The organism is Devosia sp. Root105 (assembly GCF_001424865.1).
GTDB lineage: Bacteria > Pseudomonadota > Alphaproteobacteria > Rhizobiales > Devosiaceae > Devosia_A.
Genome location: NZ_LMCR01000010.1, coordinates 1 through 16,612, shown reverse-complemented (window position 1 = coordinate 16,612; position 16,612 = coordinate 1). Strand labels below are relative to the sequence as shown.

The following is a 16,612-nucleotide window of genomic DNA, read 5'->3' as shown; positions in this document are numbered from 1 at the left end:
AGCAACGACCCCACCAGCTTGCTGCCGGCGCCGTAGCGAAAGCCACCGACCACGCAATCCGCCGTCCGGATCCGCTTGATCTTCAGCAGCTCACGCTCGCCACCCGCATAGGCCGCATCAAGACGCTTCGCCATCACCCCGTCGACGTCACCACCAGAGCCAGAAAGCCACAAGACCGCCTCGGCGCGATCAGTGGTCGCCGGAGACAGACGCAGACCTGGGCGTTGGATGGCGGCAAAGAAACGCTCGAGTTCGTGACGCCGCTCGGAAAGCGGCAACGCCGCCAATGGCTTAGCGCCCGGCCCCAGCAGCAGGTCGAACAGCACGTAGACGGCAGGATGCTCCGCGGCAAGCTTGTTCACCCGGCTCGCCGCAGGGTGCAGACGCTGCTGCAGCGCGTCGAAACTGAGACGCTCGTCGACCGGAATGGTGAGCTCACCATCGAGCACGAAGTCGCCGATGGGCAGCGCTTCAAGCAACTGGACCATATCCGGAAAGTAACGGCCAAGCGGCTTCCCGGATTTTGCAAACAACGCAACGGCATCACCCTCTCTGACGGCGATGCAGCGGAAGCCGTCCCATTTCGGTTCGAACTGCCAGCCGGCGTCTTTCGGCAGCTCCTCGACCGAGCGGGCCTCCATGGCGGCGAACGGCATCTGCTGCGGAGCGGCGTCGGCGGACATCTGCGTCTCCTTGCCAAGAGGAAGTGGGAACGAGGCTAGCCGACCAGCCTGGCGCTGTCTCGTCCGGTCAGAACGTCTCGCCTGCCCATAAGGGCAGGTCGAAGTTACCTCACAGTTCGTTGAACTCAGCTGCGGTGCGTCGCATATGGTGGGCCTAACGGAGTTCGGGAGGGCGAACATGCCGGATGCAGTCATTACCATTGCCGACCTATCCAAGACCTATGCGTCGGGGTTCGCGGCGCTGAAGCATGTCAGCCTCGAGATCGAGCGCGGCGAGATCCTGGCGCTGCTCGGACCGAACGGGGCGGGCAAGACCACTCTGATCTCGATCATCTGCGGGATCGTGACGCCATCTGATGGTACGGTAACGGTGGATGGCCACGACATCGTTCGCGACTACCGCGACTCCCGCAAGATGATCGGGCTGGTGCCGCAGGAGCTCACCACCGACGCCTTCGAGACGGTGTGGGCCACGGTCAGCCACAGCCGCGGGCTGTTCGGCAAGAAGCCGAACCCCGAGCATCTCGAAAAGGTGCTGCGCGAGCTGAGCCTGTGGGACAAGAAGGACAGCAAGATCATGCAGTTGTCCGGCGGGATGAAGCGCCGGGTGATGATCGCCAAGGCGCTGAGCCACGAGCCGGAGGTGCTGTTCCTCGATGAGCCGACCGCGGGCGTCGATGTCGAGCTGCGCAAGGATATGTGGGCGATGATCCGGCGCCTCCGCGCCGCCGGCACGACGATCATCCTCACCACGCACTACATCGCCGAGGCCGAGGAGATGGCCGACCGCATCGGCATCATCCAGCATGGCGAGCTGGTGCTGGTCGAGGAGAAAGCCGAGCTGATGCGGAAGCTCGGCAAGAAGCAGCTGACCCTGACGCTGCAGGAGCGGCTCGATGCCTTGCCCGAGGCGCTGCAGCCCTATGCGCTGGAGCTCGCCGCCGACGGCGAAAGCCTCGTCTACACTTATGACGCGCAGGGCGAGCGGAGCGGCATCAGCGGACTGCTCGCCGATCTCGGCAGCGCCGGGGTCCGTTTCCGCGATTTGAGGACCAGCGAAAGCTCGCTCGAGGATATTTTCGTCAGCCTGGTGAGGAACGCGTCATGAATGTCGAGGCGATCAAGGCCATCTATAAGTTCGAGATGGCGCGCACCTTCCGCACGCCGCTGCAGTCGCTGATCTCGCCGGTGATCTCGACTTCGCTGTATTTCGTGGTGTTCGGCGCTGCCATCGGCTCGCGCATCACCGAGATCGAGGGCGTCAGCTACGGGGCCTTTATCCTCCCCGGGTTGATCATGCTGATGATTCTCACCCAGTCGGTGGCCAACGGCTCGTTCGGCATCTACTTCCCGAAATTCCTCGGCACCATCTACGAGCTGCTTTCGGCGCCGGTGTCGTCGTTCGAGACGGTGGTCGGCTATGTCGGCGCCGCGGCGACGAAGTCGATCATCCTTGGGGTGCTGGTGCTGGCGACGGCATGGTTCTTCGTTCCCATCCGCATCGATCATCCGTTCTGGATGCTGGCGTTCCTGGTGCTGACCGCCATCACCTTCAGTCTTGTCGGCTTCATTATCGGCATCTGGGCCAAGGGGATGGAGCAGCTGCAGACGGTGCCGCTGCTGATCATCACGCCGCTGACCTTCCTCGGCGGGACGTTCTATTCGCTCAGCGTGCTGCCGCCATTCTGGCAGGCGGTGTCGCTGTTCAATCCGGTGGTCTACCTGATCAGCGGTTTCCGCTGGGCCTTCTACGGTATCGCCGACGTGGATATTTCCATCAGCGTCGCCGCGACGCTCGGCTTTCTCGCCATCTGCCTCGGCATCGTCAGCTGGATGTTCCGGACCGGCTATCGGCTGAAGTCGTAGCGATTCCGGCATCGAGCTTGCGGCCACCCCCACCCAGCTGCGCTACGGACTTGGGCAAACCCCAAGTCCTGCTTCGCTACCCTCCCCACAAGGGGGAGGGAGACGCAAGAACCGAGGCGGCGCAGCTATCGTCTCCCTCCCCCTTGTGGGGAGGGATCAAGGGTGGGGGTGCCACACGCTCCGGCAGATATGTTTCGGCCGTGACGCCATCGCCAAAACTGGTCACAAAATCTTCAGGTTCCTCGGCCATCAGTCGGCACGACTCCGGAACTGACCAGGCCCCCGAATGACCAGGATTTTCAGCACCGCCCTGCGGTTCGCCCTTGCTTTGTCGCTGCTCGTTGCCTCGGTGCTGCCGACGCTGGCGCAGGTAACGATCTTTTCGCCGTTCAACATCGCCGAGGCGATGGACCAGGGCGTCAAGAAGGTTGCCGACATTCCCTATGCGGATGGGCAGCGCAAGAAGCTTGACATCTATCGTCCCGAAAAGATCGAGGGCACGGCGCCGGTGGTGATGTTCATCTATGGCGGCAGCTGGCGCGCCGGCGACAAGTTCGAATACGAGTTCGCCGGCCGGGCCCTGGCCGCTGCCGGGTTCGTTGCGGTGATCGCCGACTACCGGCTGTGGCCGGAGGTCAAGTATCCGGATTTCCTCGAGGATTGCGCGCAGGCAATGCGCTGGATCCAGGACAATATCGCGCTCTATGACGGCGATCCGAACCGCTTCTTCGTCGCCGGCCATTCGGCGGGCGCCTATAACGCGGTGATGCTGGGGCTCGATTCCTCGTTCCGCCGCGACTACGACGTCACGATGCCGATCCGGGCGATCGCCGGCATTTCCGGGCCCTACAATTTCTATCCGTTCGAGTACGACCAGGTGCGCGACACCTTCGGGCCGGCGCCGAGCCCTGAGGGTACGCAGCCGATCAACCTCGTCACCAGCGACGCGCCGCCGATCTTCCTCGCCAGCGGCACCTCCGACCCGATCGTCCGGGTGCAGAATTCCGAGGCGCTGGCCAAGAAGCTGCGCGAGCAGGGCATCTGGGTCACCGAGAAATACTACCCAGGCTTCGGCCACCTCGAGCCGGTGATTGCGCTGGGCGCGATGATGCGGTTCCGCATGCCGATCCTCAACGACATGGTCGAGTTCTTCCAGACCTTCGGCGCCTTCCCTTCGGGCACGCCGCGTCCGGTGTTCACGCCCGATCCGCCCGAGAGCAACATGACGGCGGTGATCAAGAAGATGGACGACGTGCTGGCGCCGATCGATGGCGGGCGGCGCAACGAGTAGCAGCCAAGAGGCCGGCGCGTGCTGGCCCCCCACCCCTGTCCCCTCCGCAAGGAGGAGGGAGACCCCTCACGCCGGCATTTCGGCACCAGGTCTAGACGTTGACGCTCTGCATGCGGGCGGCGAACGCTTCGCCGAAGGCCGACATGCCGTCGGCGACGATGCGGCCCACGGCGTAGGCGGCGACGGCGTAGAATTTCTGCGCCGCCGGGGTGCGGAGGAACTCGATGTAGCGGTCGAGGTCGGCATCGGTCAGGTCGCGATAGACATAGGCCATCATGGCGCGCTGGGTGCGGCCGACATCGGCCAGCAGCCCCGGCATCATCGCCTCGACCTGCGTGTCGATCTCCTGCCAGGGCACCGTGACCTCGCCCTGCTGGTGCGAGACCGACAGTCCGAGCAGCAGCGCCCGCACCGACTGGCCGACCATGGCGGCAGAGATCTCGGCCGAGACCAGCTCCATCAGCGCTTCGATCTGGGTCTGGCGGATCACCGACGCGGTCGTGACCAGCTTCTGGCCTTCGGCGATCGCGGCGATCTGCGCCTCAGGCCCGAGCCGTGCCGCGTCACGCTCGAGGACAGTCATCCGCTGGCCGAAGCTGGAGTGAAAGAACGTCCCCAGCACGGCCTGCTCGTCGGCCGAGAACTTGCCTTCGAGCGCCTTGCGCAAGCGGCGATGCAGGTCGCCAGCATCGAACACCGCTTTCGCGGTGGCCTCCCAATGCTTCAGAAAGATCTCGTCACTGGAGATTTCCTCGGCCCGGGCCGAGGCTGCGATGGTGGCGCCGAACTGGGTGAAGACCTCGTCGAGCGCCGTCGCCCGCATCAGTTCGGCGACGGCGATCTGCTGGCTCTGCGCCAGGGCGGGGCGGATGGCGGCGAGCGGTGAAGCGCCTGGCGTCAGCAGCAGCGCGAGCACGGCGAGCGATCGGATCAGCATTCTTGCGCGTCCCCCAGTTCACTGAGACTAGCGCAGCAGTCCGCTTTGCGCCAATGCGCGCCACGGATTTCCGCACAGGACTTGCCCGTAGCCCCTTGAGGACTGCTAAACTCGTGTACAAACAACGGAGTGCCCACCATGCAATATACCCGGCTCGGTCATACCGGCCTCGAAGTCAGCCGGATCTGTCTTGGCTGCATGTCGTTCGGCGAGCCGAAACGGGGCTCGCATGAGTGGACGCTCGATGAGGCGGCGAGCCGGCCGATCCTGCGCGCCGCATGGGAAGCCGGGATCAACTTCTACGATACCGCCAACGTCTACTCGCTCGGCTCGAGCGAGGAGATCGTCGGCAAGGTGCTGCTCGAAATGGCGCCGCGCGACGAACTGGTGATCGCCACCAAGGTGAATGGCGAGATGCGCCAGGGGCCGAACGGCAAGGGGCTGAGCCGCAAGGCGATCCTCGCCGAGATCGACAACTCGCTGCGCCGGCTCGGCACCGACTATGTCGACCTCTATCAGATCCACCGGTTCGATCCCGCGACGCCGATCGAGGAGACGCTGGAGGCGCTCAACGACGTCGTGCGGGCCGGCAAGGCCCGCTACATCGGGGCCTCGTCAATGGCGGCGTGGCAATTTTTGAAGATGCTGATGACCTCGGACCAGCATGGCTGGGCGCGTTTCGTTTCGATGCAGAACCAACTCAACCTGATCGAGCGCGAGGAGGAGCGCGAGATGCTGCCGGTCTGCATCGACCAGGGCATCGGCGTCATCCCGTGGTCGCCGCTGGCGCGCGGCCGGCTGGCCCGGCCGTGGGGCGAGAGCACCGAGCGGATGGAAACCGACATCTACGGCAAGACCCTGTATCTCAGGGACGAAGCGGCGAACCAGGCGATCAATGCAGTGGTCGGCGAGATCGCCGGGGCGCGTGGGGTGAAGATGGCGCAGGTGGCGCTCGCCTGGGTGCTGCAGAAGCAGCCGGTGAGCGCGCCGATCGTCGGCGTCACCAAACTCGCGCAGCTCGAGGATGCCGTGGGGGCGCTCGAGGTGGTTCTGGGCGCCGACGAGGTGGCGCGGCTCGAGGCGCCGTATCACTCGACGACGACGGCGAGCTTCCGCTAGGCTCAATGGACGGCAAGGGCAGGGGTTTGGTCGTGGCATTGTGCAGCAAGAACAGCGTCGTAGGTCATGTCGTTCTGTCCGCACTGGCATTGGCGGGCCCCCTGCTGCCGGCGAGTGCCAGCGCGGAGGATGCGGCGACCGCATCGATCTGCGGCATGGCCGCGGCGTCGCAGTACGAATCCGGCTATGCGGGGTTCGGCCGCGAGCTCAGCCGGATCGATCCGGCCATTGCCATCCCGGCCTGCGAGGAGGCGGTGAAGGCGGCGCCTGACGCGGTGGCCAGTCAGGCGTGGCTGGCGCGGGCCCTGCTCGCCGACGGACAGACCGACGCGGCTTTGCCGCTGCTGGAGACCGCGGTGGCCGGCGACAGCCCGCTGGGGCGGCAATTGCTGGCCGATGTGCTGTTCGGCGATCTCGGCTATGTCGCCACGGCCGACGATGTGCGGGCGCTCGAAGTGCTGCGCCCGGCAGCCGAGGCCGGCTTCGCGCCGGCTCAGCTCAGCCTCGGCTTTGCCTACGACATGGGACGCGGCGTGGCGGAGGACGACGCGATCGCCGCCTCCTGGTACATGCGGGCCGCCCAGCAGGGCGAGGCACGGTCCGCCAGCAACCTTGGCTATCTCTACCATGGCGGCGCCGGGGTCGAGCTCGACTACGCGCAAGCGATGTTCTGGTACCAGAAGGGCGCCGACAAGGGCGACGTGGTGGGCATCTACGGCGTCGGCCAGCTCTACGAATTTGGCCAGGGTGTCGAGCTTGACTACGTCAAGGCGGCCGAGCAGTTCCAGCGCGGCGCCGAGATGGGCGATTCCTATTCGCAGAACGATCTCGGCTATCTCTACGAGACCGGGCAGGGGGTCAGCGAGGACGCGGTCGAGGCGGCGCGCTACTACCAGATGGCCGCCGACCAGGGCTATGCGCTGGCGAGCGCCAACCTCGGGCAGCTCTACAGCACCGGGCGCGGGGTGGAGCGGGATTTCGACCGCGCCTTCGAGCTCTATTCCTACGCGCATGACCAGGGCGAAGTTGGCGGCACAGTCGGGCTGGCGCAGGCCTATCTCTATGGCGAGGGCGTGCCGGTCGATCTCGAGACGGCGCGCAGCTTTGCCGAGCAGGCGGCCGATGCCGGCGCGAGCTACGGGCAGTCGACGTTGGGCGCCATTTATGCCGATGGCAGCGGCGTGGCGCGGGATTTCAACCGCGCCATCGAGCTGTTCGACCTCGCCGCAGCGCAGGGCAACGACTATGCCGCCGGCCGGGCGGCGGAAGTACGGGCCGAGCAGACCTGCGGGCTGATCGCGGCGACCCGCTACGAGACGGGCTTTGAGGTGTCGGGCGTCGAGCTCGAGCGGATCGACGCCGACACCGCCATCCCGGTCTGCGAGAAGGCGGTGGCGCTGGATGCGGCGTCGCTCGAGAACAAGGCCTGGTATGCCCGCACCTTGATCGCCGCTGGACGACAGTCGGAAGCGGTGCCGCTGCTCGAAGAAGCGGCCGATGGTGAGTTCATCCCGGCCAAGGCGCTGCTTGCTGACCTGCTGCTCTGGGGGCATGGGGTGGACGAGAACCCCGCGCGCGCCGTGACGCTCTATCGGTCGGCCGTGGAACACGATTTTCCGCCGGCCGAGTTCGGGCTGGGTGTCGCCTACCAGAACGGCCGGGGCGTCCCCGCCGATCCGGTGCTGGCGGCGAAATGGTATGGGCTAGCGGCAAAGCATGGGATCGCGATGGCGGCGGACCGGCTGGCCGATCTCGACCGCGGGACCGTGGAGCCGCAGATCGGGCCGATGCGGGCGGGGCCGCGGAGTTAGCTCGACCGCTCAGTCCGCGTGCTTGGCTACCCCTCACCCTGACCCTCTCCCCAGAGGGGAGAGGGGACGCACTTTGCACCGTCGGTGCCACAACGCCCCCTCGCCCCTCCAAGGGGCGCAATAAGCGCTCCCGGGGGAGAGGGCGGCGATAAGGCCGGAGGCCTTATCGCGGGGTGAGGGGCGCCAAGCACTCCGAACCTCCAAACAAAGAGCCGGCCGCCACAGGCAGCCGGCTCCAGAATCTTGATCGACAGAAAGCCTTATTCGGCCTTGTCGGCGCTGTCGGAGTTGAGCTGGCCGTACTTCTCGACGCCGATCGCGTTGAGCAGCTGCAGCTGGCTCTCGAGGAAATCGATGTGGCCTTCTTCGTCGGCCAGCAGCTCCTCGAACAGGTTCTTACTCACATAGTCGCCCAGCGACTCGCAGAGCTCGCGCGAGGCCTTGTAGGCCTTGCGGGCGTCATACTCGCCAGCGAGATCGCACTCGAGCACTTCCTTGATGGTCTGGCCGATGCGCAGCGGCGCCACGCGCTGCAGGTTCGGGTGACCTTCGAGGAAGATGATGCGCTCGATCAGCTTGTCGGCGTGATGCATCTCTTCGATGGATTCGGCACGTTCCTTGGCCGCCAGCTTGGTGTAGCCCCAGTCGCTCAGGATGCGAAAATGCACCCAGTACTGGTTCACGGCCCCGAGTTCGAGGAACAAAGCCTCGTTAAGCCGCTCGATGACCTGTGCTTCGCCTTTCATTACGACCTCCTTGGCGCTTACGACGCATGGCCGAAAGCCGCGCGTGCACCACGGGTGCGTCGGCGGGTTTTTCGGCCAATTGGAGGTGGTACTCTTCCGTCACCGTGATGATAATGTCCACCACATTCGGAACGCAGCCGGCGCATTTGCAGCGCTTCGCCAGCTCCCGGTAAACCATCGCAGGCACGATGATTTGCCAGGGATCCTCACGCAAAAGCCCGACGATAACCTGCTTGATCTCCCTGTCGCTGATCACATTGCACTGGCAGACAAGCATGGGCAGAAAAACGGCGTCGGCTGTGAGGTTCGGGCGGCATAGAGCGCCGACGAAACCTGATTGTCAATGTCAGATAATGCCGCACGCCGAATCACGAAACCATCGCCGGCCCGATCCGTATCTATCCGGGCGCTTTCTCAGGTTCCTTTGATGTCCTTCTCCCTCGTTGGTCTGCTCAACTTCGCCAGCCCCGGGGATCGCCGGTCACGACGGCTGGCCTCGGGGCTGAACTATGGCGCGCGGCCGAAGCAGAGGCTCGATGTCTATGGCCCGCGCCAGGCGAGCGGACCGGTGCCTGTCGTCATCTACATCTATGGTGGCGCCTGGAACGAGGGAGACCGGCGCGATTTCGCCTTCGTGGCGCGCTGGCTCGCCGGGCTCGGTTATCTCGTCGTCGTGCCGGACTACCGGGTGCTGCCCGAGGTCGAATATCCGGTGTTCCTCGAGGATTGCGCGGAGGCCGTACGCTGGACACTGCAGCATGCTGCCGGGTTCGGCGGCGATGCGTCGCGGCTGGCGCTGGCCGGCCATTCGGCCGGCGCCTACAACGCGGTGATGCTGGCGCTGCAGCCGAGCTATGGCGTGGCCGATGCCATCGACGCGGTGGTCGGGCTCTCCGGCCCCTACAACTTCTATCCGTTCGACGTGCCGATCAGCATCCGCACCTTCAGTGGCGCCGCCGACCCGCTGGCGACGCAGCCGGTGAACCTCGTCAGCAGCGCCGCGCCACCGATGTTTCTCGCCAGCGCCGATGGCGATACTGTGGTCGGGCCGCAGAATACCATGGCGCTGGCCCACCGGCTGCGCGAGCACGGCGTCGCCGTCATCGAACGGCATTTCCCCGGCTTCACCCATCCCTCGACACTGCTCGAACTGGGGAGCCTGCTCAGCCGCCGCTCCAGCCTCGCCGGCGAGGTGGCCGAGTTCCTCGCGCACACATTGCGGCTGGCGCCACCCGACAGCGACGCTATGATCGGTGCGCGCAAAGAGGGAGCAGGGCGATGAGGTTGCGACAGACGCTGGCGGCAGGCGCCGTGCTGACCCTCGGATTTGGGATCGCCCCGGCATTGGCCAGCGAGCTGTTCGATGCGTGTGCCGCGAAGGCCGCGAGCCCCTGGGAAGCCGGCTATGCCGAGATCGGCCTCGACGGCAGCGCCATGGATACTGCCGCAGCCATCGACGCCTGCACCGCGGCGCTGACCGAGGACCCGGAATCGGCAGTGCTCAAGGCCTGGCTCGGCCGTGCCTATGACGTCGCTGGCGACTCGGCGCAGGCCGCCACCTATCTCGAGCCGGCAGCGACAGCCGGCAACGCGCTGGCGCAGACCAGTTTCGGCGACATGCTGATCGTCGGGCAAGGCATCGCGCAGGACATGACGCGTGGCGCGGAGCTGTTGAAGCTCGCCGCCGATGCCGGCTTCGCCCCGGCGCAGGATAGCCTCGGGCTCTCCTATGATTACGGCGAAGGCGTCGGGCAGGATTATCTCGAAGCATCGCGCTGGTACCGCAAGGCGGCGGAGCTGGGCCTGCCGCGGGCGATGGCCAATCTCGGCTCACTCTATGCCGAGGGGCTGGGGCTCGACCGGGACCTGGTTGCCGCGGCAGCCTGGTACCAGCGCGCCGCCGACAAGGGCGATAGCCGCGCCCAGTACAACCTCGGCAGCCTGTTTGAAACCGGGGCGCTGGGCGAGCCGGATTATGCTCGCGCCGCTGCCCTCTACCAGGCGGCGGCCGACCAGAACCATGGGCTGGCGCTCAATGCGCTCGGCTATTTCAAGCAGCATGGCTACGGCCTCGCCCCCGACCTCGAAGGCGCCGCGGCGCTCTATCAGCAGGCGGCCGACCAGGGGATCGCGCAGGCGCAAGGCAACCTGGCGCTGCTGTATGAAGACGGGACCGGAGTCGCGCAGGATTTCGCACTGGCGCGCCAGCTCTATCGGCAGGCTTCGCAAAGCGGCAACACCGACGCGGCGGTCAATCTGGGGCTGATGTATCTCAACGGGGCCGGCGGGGTGCGCGACCTCGACAAGGCGCTGAGCTTCACCCAGCAGGCAGCCGACCAGGGCAACCCGATCGGGCTCAACAACCTCGGCCATCTCTATGAGAACGGCCTCGCGGTGGCGCAGAACCCCGCTACGGCGCTGGCGCTTTACCAGCAGTCGGCCGGCCTCGGCTATCAGCCCGCGGCGGACAACCACAAGCGGCTGGAGGCGTCGCTGCAGGCGCCCACCGAGACGCCGACAATGAAGACATATCCGAAGAGCAAGATCGACAACTGACTTTCGATAGGCACCCAAACCGGCCCTAAACTCGGTGTCATCCCAGCGAAAGCTGGGACCCATTTCGAGCCCGCGTCGAGGGACAGACGGACGAGGGGCAAGGCCCTCGCCGTGGGGGCAGTTTTCGTTGGGATGTCATCGAGCATGAATAGGCGACTGTGCGCCGTCGCTGGCGGTAGCACATCGTCGAAAAACCTCCGGACAGTGTCCTCTTGCGAAAGCCCCGTTCGTCGTTGTGGCACCAGCTCGATGCGAGCGGTCACTCAAGGAGATAGACGATGCGTGTGATGGTGTTGGGAAAAGCCACCGAGGGCAATAACGGCGAGCCGCCGACCAAAGAGGCGTTCGCGGCGATGGACCGCTTCATCGAGGAACTGGTCAAGGCAGGCGTGCTGGTGGCGGGCGCCGGACTCAAGGCCGGAGCCGAGGCCAAGCGGATCACCATCGATGGGGACAAGCGCACCATCATCGATGGGCCATTTGCCGAAACGCGCGAACTGGTGGCCGGCTTCCAGATCTGGGAGGTCAAGGACATGGACGAGGCGCTGGCCTGGCTCAAGCGCTACCCCGCCATGCCCGGCAAGAACGAGATCGAGCTCAGGCCGTTCATGGAAGCGGCGGACCTTGCCGACTACGTGACGCCCGAAGAGCGCGCCACCCCGCGCGAGGGCGAACGCGGCAAGCTAGGGGTCGCGTAAAACCCGCCTTGCCCGTCTCACCGGTCTGGCCGAAAAGACGGTATGAGCAGGGACGAGACGCAGCGGGCGATCGAGGCCAGTTTCCGCATCGAACGGGCGAGGCTCATCGCGGGTCTCGCCCGCATGGTGCAGAGCATCGATCGGGCCGAGGAGCTGGCGCAGGAGGCGCTGCTGGTTGCGCTCAACGAATGGCCGAAGACGGGGGTTCCGGCCAATCCCGGCGCCTGGCTGATGACCGCCGCCAAGCGCCGCGCCATCGACGCCATCCGGCACGAGCGGATGCGGGAGCGCAAGCACGGCGAGATCGCCCAGACGCTGGAGGAGGCGTCCGATGACGCGGCCATGGCGATCGAGGCAGCGCTCGACGACGAGGTCGGCGATGAGCTGCTGGGGCTGATCTTTGTTGCCTGCCACCCGATGCTCACGGCCGAAGCGCGCGCCGCGCTGACGCTGCGGGTGATCGGCGGGCTGACGACAGACGAGATCGCCCGGGCCTTTCTCTCCACCGAGGCGGCGATCGCCAAGCGCATCGTCCGGGCCAAACAGGCGATAGCTGCGGCGGAGCTGAGCTTCGAGGTACCGCGCGGCGGCGAGCGGGCAGCACGGCTGCCCTCGGTGCTGGAAGTGATCTACCTGATCTTCAATGAGGGATATGCCGCGACCTCGGGCGATGATCCGGTCCGTCCGGGACTCTGCCTCGAAGGGCAGCGGCTGGGGCGTATGCTGGCCGGATTGATGCCCGACGACGCCGAAGTGTTCGGGCTCCTGGCATTGATGGAGATCCAGGCCTCGCGCCTTGCGGCGCGCCTCGGCCCGGAGGGGGCGCTGGTGCCGCTGACGGCGCAGGATCGGACGCGGTGGGACCAGTTGCTGATCCGCCGCGGCCTCGAGGCGCTGGCGCGGGCTGAGGCGCTCGATGGGGGTGGACCCTATGTGCTGCAGGCGGCGCTCGCCGCCTGCCACGCCCGCGCCCGCAGCGCCGCCGACACCGACTGGGGGCGCATCGCGGCGCTCTATGACCGCTTGCGCGTGGCGGCGCCGTCGCCGGTGGTCGATCTCAACCGCGCCATTGCCCACAGCATGGCCTTTGGGCCCGAGGCGGGGCTCAGGCTGCTCGATGCGATCGCCGATGATCCGGCGCTTCGCAGCTACGCGCCGCTGCCGGCGGCGCGGGGCGATTTTCTGTTCCGAGCCGGGCGGTTCAGCGAAGCGCGTGGGCAATTCGAGGCAGCCGCGAAGCTGACCCGCAATGCCGGGGAAGCGGCGTTCCTGCGCGCCCGCGCCGCGGCATGCGAATAGCGGCACATAACCGTCAGGTCACGGCGGGCTCGCCTGCGGCCGGTTTCGCTTCGCGAGCTTCGGGGGCTGCCGCGGCCAGCGTGTCCCAGGCGGCCATGGCGCAACTGATCACCACCTCCAGTTCGGCCCGGCTGGCGCCGTCCCGGGCTTCGATCGACAGGCCGTGCATCACGGTGGTGTAGTAGCGGGCAATGCCGGTCAGTTGAGTGTCGCCGACCGCAAGATCGCCGTCGGCAACGCCACGCGCCAACCGCTCGCGGATCTCGCGGTATTGCGCGTGGCGCACGCTGGCGAGGAATTCGCGGACCGGGTGGTTCTCCACTGCGCCGGTCGGCGCGGCGAGCACCAGCATGCAGCCGCGCGGCGAATCCGGGATGGTGATGGTGTCGGCGACGGCGCGCAGCATGGCGTGGATCGCCTCGCGGGCGGTGGGCTGCTCGCGCAGTGCGATTCTGGGCGGCTGTCCCTGGGTTGCGGCATTAAGCGCGACCGCCTCGCGAAACAGCTCTTCCTTGCTGCCGAACGAGGCGTAGATGCTGGCCGACGCGATCCCCATGACCTCGGTCAGGTCCTTCATCGACGTTCCCTCGTAACCGCGCTCCCAGAACAGATCCATGGCGCTGCGAAGCGCGACGTCTCGGTCGAAGGTGCGTGGCCTGCCGCGCGCTGCCATAAGGTTTCCTTTTTTTTGGTCGATCGACAAACTATAGCTTGACGGAGCTGCGGACGCCATGCAGTTATTTGTTTGTCGATCAACAAACAATAGACATCGGCGCTTCCAGCAAGGACCAGTTCAATGAGCATCCCCGCCAGCATGCGTGCCCTGCAGCAAACATCCCTGAACGGTCCGCAGGACCTGAGGATGATCACCGACGCGCCGGTGCCGGCGCCAGGCCCCGGGCAGGTTCTCGTCCGGGTCAACGCTGCTGGCGTCAACATCGCCGATCTTTCGCAGGCGCATGGCACGTTTCGCGGTGGGCCCCGGCCACCCTATCTCGCCGGCTTTGAGGCGACAGGCGAGGTGGTCGCCTTGGGCGAAGGCGTAACGAACCCGGTGCTCGGGGCGGAAGTCATCGGCGTCGGTTACGGCGCATTCGCCGAGTACATGGTGCTGCCGGCAGTTGCCGCGGTGCCGATCCCCCCGGGTGGAGCGGCGAGCAGGCCCTCGGGCTGGTGGTCAATCTGCCGACGGCGATCGCGGCGCTCAAGCCGATGGGGCAACTGGCCGAGGGCCAGACGGTGCTGATCCATGCCGCCGCCGGGGCGACCGGCCAGGCTGCAGTGAAGATCGCCAAGCACTACGGCGCGATAGTGATCGGTACGGCTTCACCGGAAAAGCACGAGGTGGTGCGATCGCTGGGGGCCGACCATGTGCTCGACTCGCGCAGCGACAACCTTGCCGCCCAGGTGCTGGCGCTGACCGGTGGCATCGGCGCGGACCTCGTCATCGAGTCGGTTGGCGGCGAGACTTTTGCCGCCAGCCTCGCGGCGACACGACGGGTTACCGGCCGGGTCGTGGTGACCGGGTTGCCGGCCGGCGAGGCGTCGCTCAGCAACTGGGACCTCGTCTACGAACACCAGGTGCAGATCATCGGCTTCAACATGGGTAAGCTAATCGAGGCGGCACCGCGGATCTTCGGTGACGTCATGGGCGAGTTGTTCGGCCTCATCGGCGCCGGTGTCCTCGCCCCAGTGCAACCGACGGTCTACAAGCTTGACGATGGGCCGCGAGCCCTCGCCGCCCTTGAAGGTCGCGCCAGCATCGGCAAGTTGGCGCTGCGGGTCTGACGCAGCCCAAACTGGACAACTCAATCGGCTCCAACTGGTCATTACGCCCCTGACCAGTTCGCCTTAGTTTCCTGACTGTCCGCTAGGGGGCAGTCATTTCGAAAGGAAAACATCATGGAAGAGATCAAGGGCGTCGCCCGTGCAGTCATTCGGCCGGGCAAGCTGGCGGAGTACAAGGCGCTGTGCGAACAGGCGATGGAGATCGTCCGCACGCAGGACACCGGCACGCTGCAATACGAGATCTTCTTCAACGAGGATGAGAGCGAGGCGATCGTCTACGAGCGCTATCGCGATATCGATGCGGCACTGGAGCACTTCGCCCATATCGGCCATCTGATGGCGCCACTGATGGCGACGGCGGACGTCAGCGGCGAGTTGCTGGGCAAATGGAGCGAGAAAATGCAGCTGGGTGGCGGCGGCCCCAAGCTCTATCAGCCGTGGCGGGTGTTCCAGGACCTCTAGCCTCGCACCTCCAGGTTCTTTGACTCGTCGCGCTTTCGAACCGGAAAAGTCAGCCGTGTTCCTTCTCACGCCGGCTGGCGAGGACCGCGATGGACGCGGCGACGCGGTGGGCGGTGGAGAAGAACTCGCGGTGGATCAGGAAAGCCACCGTGACGAGGCTCGCCCCTACCGCCAGCCACTCATTGGCGAACCAGGCGACCATCGGTACTGCGAAATAATAGGCGCGGATGCCGTTGTTGAAGTTCTTGGCGGCCAGCGTGTTGAGCTGCGCGATGCCATCGATCTCGTCGCGAGCCACGTGCTCGGAATGCTCGATGGCGCCGAGCAGGATGCAGAAATGGTTGAACTGGCGCAGTGCCAGGGTGAACGAGAAAAAGCTCAGAACGAAGATGGCGAGCGTCGCGAACAGATGGATCTGTACGTCCTGCGTGGTGTAGCTCGCCTTCAGCCCGACGGTGGTCAGCGTGTCGGTCAGCGCGGTGAGATTGCCGAAGGCGGTGAACACCGCCAGCACCAGCAGCACCGAGGTCGAGGCGAGAAAGCTCACCGAACCCATCAGGTTGCCGGCGAGGATGGCATCGAGCGGGGTATCGCGCTTGACCGCATTGGCCACCCAGCGGCGGCGCTGCATCGACATGATCACCGACAGCGACGGCCGCTTCCGCTCCAGCAACGGTACGCCATAGTTGTAGGCGAACCAGCAGATCAGCGGGAAAAGTGTCGCGAACAGCGTCATGGCGCCCGGAGCCCTCGGGGAATCGATGGCTCCTTTATAGCGCCGTGACGCTGCCTGGAAACGCTCAGATAAAGGGTGGCGACAGCAGGGAAACGAAGCGCATGCCTTCGGCCGGGTCGCGTTGCTCTTCGGCCGGCGCCGGCCACTTGCCGTCGAGTACCGCGGCATCGCGCTCGGTGCGGGTCAGGCGCCATTCTGGGCCGAAGAACGGCTTCTGCCGGTCGTCGCCCGGCGGAAAGTCATCGCGCGGGCTCAGGATTCCAACAAAGTGCAGCACGGCATAACTCCTCGGTTGGGTCGGCCCCGCCACCTACAGGGGGAAGCAGCGGGGCCGCGTTGCCGCCGGGAAGGGAGGAGGGAACCCGGCGTATGCAAAGAGAATGACAAACCCTATCGGATTGGTCGAGAATTGAGATGCCAAATCGCGAGCGGGAGGGGGAAGCGATTTGCGCGGGTGCGCACGCAGGGGGAATAGGCGGCGCGGCCGGTGGTCGTGGACCCCCACCCCTGTCCCCTCCCCGCTGTTCAGACCGGAGACAAGGTGGACGGGTGTTCGGAGACATGGTGGACAGTTTGGGCTGTGTTGTCTCGCAGGTCGATCTGAGCGATGCGATGGCGTC

General features: G+C 65.9%; 18 protein-coding genes and 1 pseudogene. 12 read left to right on the top strand and 7 right to left on the bottom strand.

What is annotated here, in order from left to right:
* Positions 1–683 (bottom strand): annotated as a pseudogene (locus ASC68_RS08445) (ATP-dependent DNA ligase); the annotation flags it as partial.
* Positions 684–861: 178 nt separating this feature from the next.
* Between ASC68_RS08445 and ASC68_RS08440 the strand changes: the two are divergent.
* The 3 genes from ASC68_RS08440 (at position 862) to ASC68_RS08430 (ending at position 3,840) form a co-directional block, all read left to right on the top strand.
* A complete protein-coding gene (locus ASC68_RS08440; protein ID WP_055877743.1) occupies positions 862–1,791 on the top strand; it encodes an ABC transporter ATP-binding protein in 930 nt (309 codons plus the stop codon).
* Positions 1,788–2,549, top strand: coding sequence for an ABC transporter permease (locus tag ASC68_RS08435; protein ID WP_055877740.1), 762 nt, complete (start codon positions 1,788–1,790; stop codon positions 2,547–2,549). The genes ASC68_RS08440 and ASC68_RS08435 overlap by 4 nt, the downstream gene beginning before the upstream one ends.
* 286 nt (positions 2,550–2,835) lie before the next feature.
* Positions 2,836–3,840 carry an alpha/beta hydrolase gene (locus ASC68_RS08430; protein WP_082528018.1) on the top strand — a complete coding sequence of 335 codons (1,005 nt, stop codon included), beginning with the start codon at positions 2,836–2,838 and terminating at the stop codon, positions 3,838–3,840.
* Positions 3,841–3,931: 91 nt separating this feature from the next.
* Here ASC68_RS08430 and ASC68_RS08425 read toward each other — a convergent pair whose 3' ends face one another.
* Positions 3,932–4,777, bottom strand: a complete 846-nt coding sequence (locus ASC68_RS08425; protein WP_055877736.1) for a hypothetical protein — start codon at positions 4,775–4,777, stop codon at positions 3,932–3,934.
* Positions 4,778–4,915: 138 nt separating this feature from the next.
* Between ASC68_RS08425 and ASC68_RS08420 the strand changes: the two genes are divergently transcribed.
* Both ASC68_RS08420 and ASC68_RS08415 read left to right on the top strand, forming a co-directional pair.
* Positions 4,916–5,896: an aldo/keto reductase gene (locus tag ASC68_RS08420; protein ID WP_055877733.1), complete on the top strand. Its 981-nt coding sequence runs from the start codon at positions 4,916–4,918 to the stop codon at positions 5,894–5,896.
* Positions 5,897–5,928: 32 nt separating this feature from the next.
* A complete protein-coding gene (locus tag ASC68_RS08415) occupies positions 5,929–7,707 on the top strand; it encodes an SEL1-like repeat protein (protein ID WP_156387290.1) in 1,779 nt (592 codons plus the stop codon).
* Positions 7,708–7,967: 260 nt separating this feature from the next.
* Here ASC68_RS08415 and bfr read toward each other — a convergent pair whose 3' ends face one another.
* Complete coding sequence (gene bfr / locus ASC68_RS08410; protein ID WP_055877729.1) at positions 7,968–8,453, bottom strand: bacterioferritin; 486 nt, start codon at positions 8,451–8,453, stop codon at positions 7,968–7,970.
* Complete coding sequence (locus tag ASC68_RS28260) at positions 8,419–8,730, bottom strand: (2Fe-2S)-binding protein (RefSeq protein ID WP_082528016.1); 312 nt, start codon at positions 8,728–8,730, stop codon at positions 8,419–8,421. Before ASC68_RS28260 ends, bfr begins: the two co-directional genes overlap by 35 nt.
* A gap of 150 nt (positions 8,731–8,880) precedes the next feature.
* Here ASC68_RS28260 and ASC68_RS08405 point away from each other — a divergent pair, with 150 nt between their 5' ends.
* The 4 genes from ASC68_RS08405 to ASC68_RS08390 all read left to right on the top strand — a co-directional run bounded on the left by ASC68_RS08405 (position 8,881) and on the right by ASC68_RS08390 (position 13,006).
* Positions 8,881–9,735, top strand: coding sequence for an alpha/beta hydrolase (locus ASC68_RS08405; protein WP_055877726.1), 855 nt, complete (start codon positions 8,881–8,883; stop codon positions 9,733–9,735).
* A complete protein-coding gene (locus ASC68_RS08400; protein ID WP_055877722.1) occupies positions 9,732–11,009 on the top strand; it encodes an SEL1-like repeat protein in 1,278 nt (425 codons plus the stop codon). Before ASC68_RS08405 ends, ASC68_RS08400 begins: the two co-directional genes overlap by 4 nt.
* A gap of 278 nt (positions 11,010–11,287) precedes the next feature.
* The gene (locus ASC68_RS08395; protein WP_055877718.1) at positions 11,288–11,707 is read left to right on the top strand and encodes a YciI family protein; all 420 of its coding nucleotides are present in this window, start codon (positions 11,288–11,290) and stop codon (positions 11,705–11,707) included.
* A 42-nt stretch (positions 11,708–11,749) separates the two neighbouring features.
* Complete coding sequence (locus ASC68_RS08390; protein WP_055877716.1) at positions 11,750–13,006, top strand: DUF6596 domain-containing protein; 1,257 nt, start codon at positions 11,750–11,752, stop codon at positions 13,004–13,006.
* Positions 13,007–13,019: 13 nt separating this feature from the next.
* Here the strand turns inward: ASC68_RS08390 and ASC68_RS08385 are convergent, their stop codons facing one another.
* The gene (locus tag ASC68_RS08385; RefSeq protein ID WP_055877713.1) at positions 13,020–13,679 is read right to left on the bottom strand and encodes a TetR/AcrR family transcriptional regulator; all 660 of its coding nucleotides are present in this window, start codon (positions 13,677–13,679) and stop codon (positions 13,020–13,022) included.
* Between the two features lie 123 nt (positions 13,680–13,802).
* Between ASC68_RS08385 and ASC68_RS28950 the strand changes: the two genes are divergently transcribed.
* From ASC68_RS28950 to ASC68_RS08375, 3 genes are all read left to right on the top strand, one after another.
* Positions 13,803–14,252 carry an alcohol dehydrogenase catalytic domain-containing protein gene (locus tag ASC68_RS28950; RefSeq protein ID WP_197421137.1) on the top strand — a complete coding sequence of 150 codons (450 nt, stop codon included), beginning with the start codon at positions 13,803–13,805 and terminating at the stop codon, positions 14,250–14,252.
* On the top strand, positions 14,180–14,794 hold the full coding sequence (locus tag ASC68_RS28945; protein ID WP_197421135.1) for a zinc-binding dehydrogenase: 615 nt from the start codon (positions 14,180–14,182) through the stop codon (positions 14,792–14,794). The genes ASC68_RS28950 and ASC68_RS28945 overlap by 73 nt, the downstream gene beginning before the upstream one ends.
* 114 nt (positions 14,795–14,908) lie before the next feature.
* The gene (locus ASC68_RS08375) at positions 14,909–15,256 is read left to right on the top strand and encodes an antibiotic biosynthesis monooxygenase family protein (protein WP_055877710.1); all 348 of its coding nucleotides are present in this window, start codon (positions 14,909–14,911) and stop codon (positions 15,254–15,256) included.
* 49 nt (positions 15,257–15,305) lie between these two features.
* Here the strand turns inward: ASC68_RS08375 and ASC68_RS08370 are convergent, their stop codons facing one another.
* On the bottom strand, positions 15,306–15,992 hold the full coding sequence (locus ASC68_RS08370) for a DUF599 domain-containing protein (protein WP_055877707.1): 687 nt from the start codon (positions 15,990–15,992) through the stop codon (positions 15,306–15,308).
* 64 nt (positions 15,993–16,056) lie between these two features.
* Complete coding sequence (locus ASC68_RS08365; protein WP_055877703.1) at positions 16,057–16,269, bottom strand: hypothetical protein; 213 nt, start codon at positions 16,267–16,269, stop codon at positions 16,057–16,059.
* Positions 16,270–16,612: the final 343 nt, after the last annotated feature.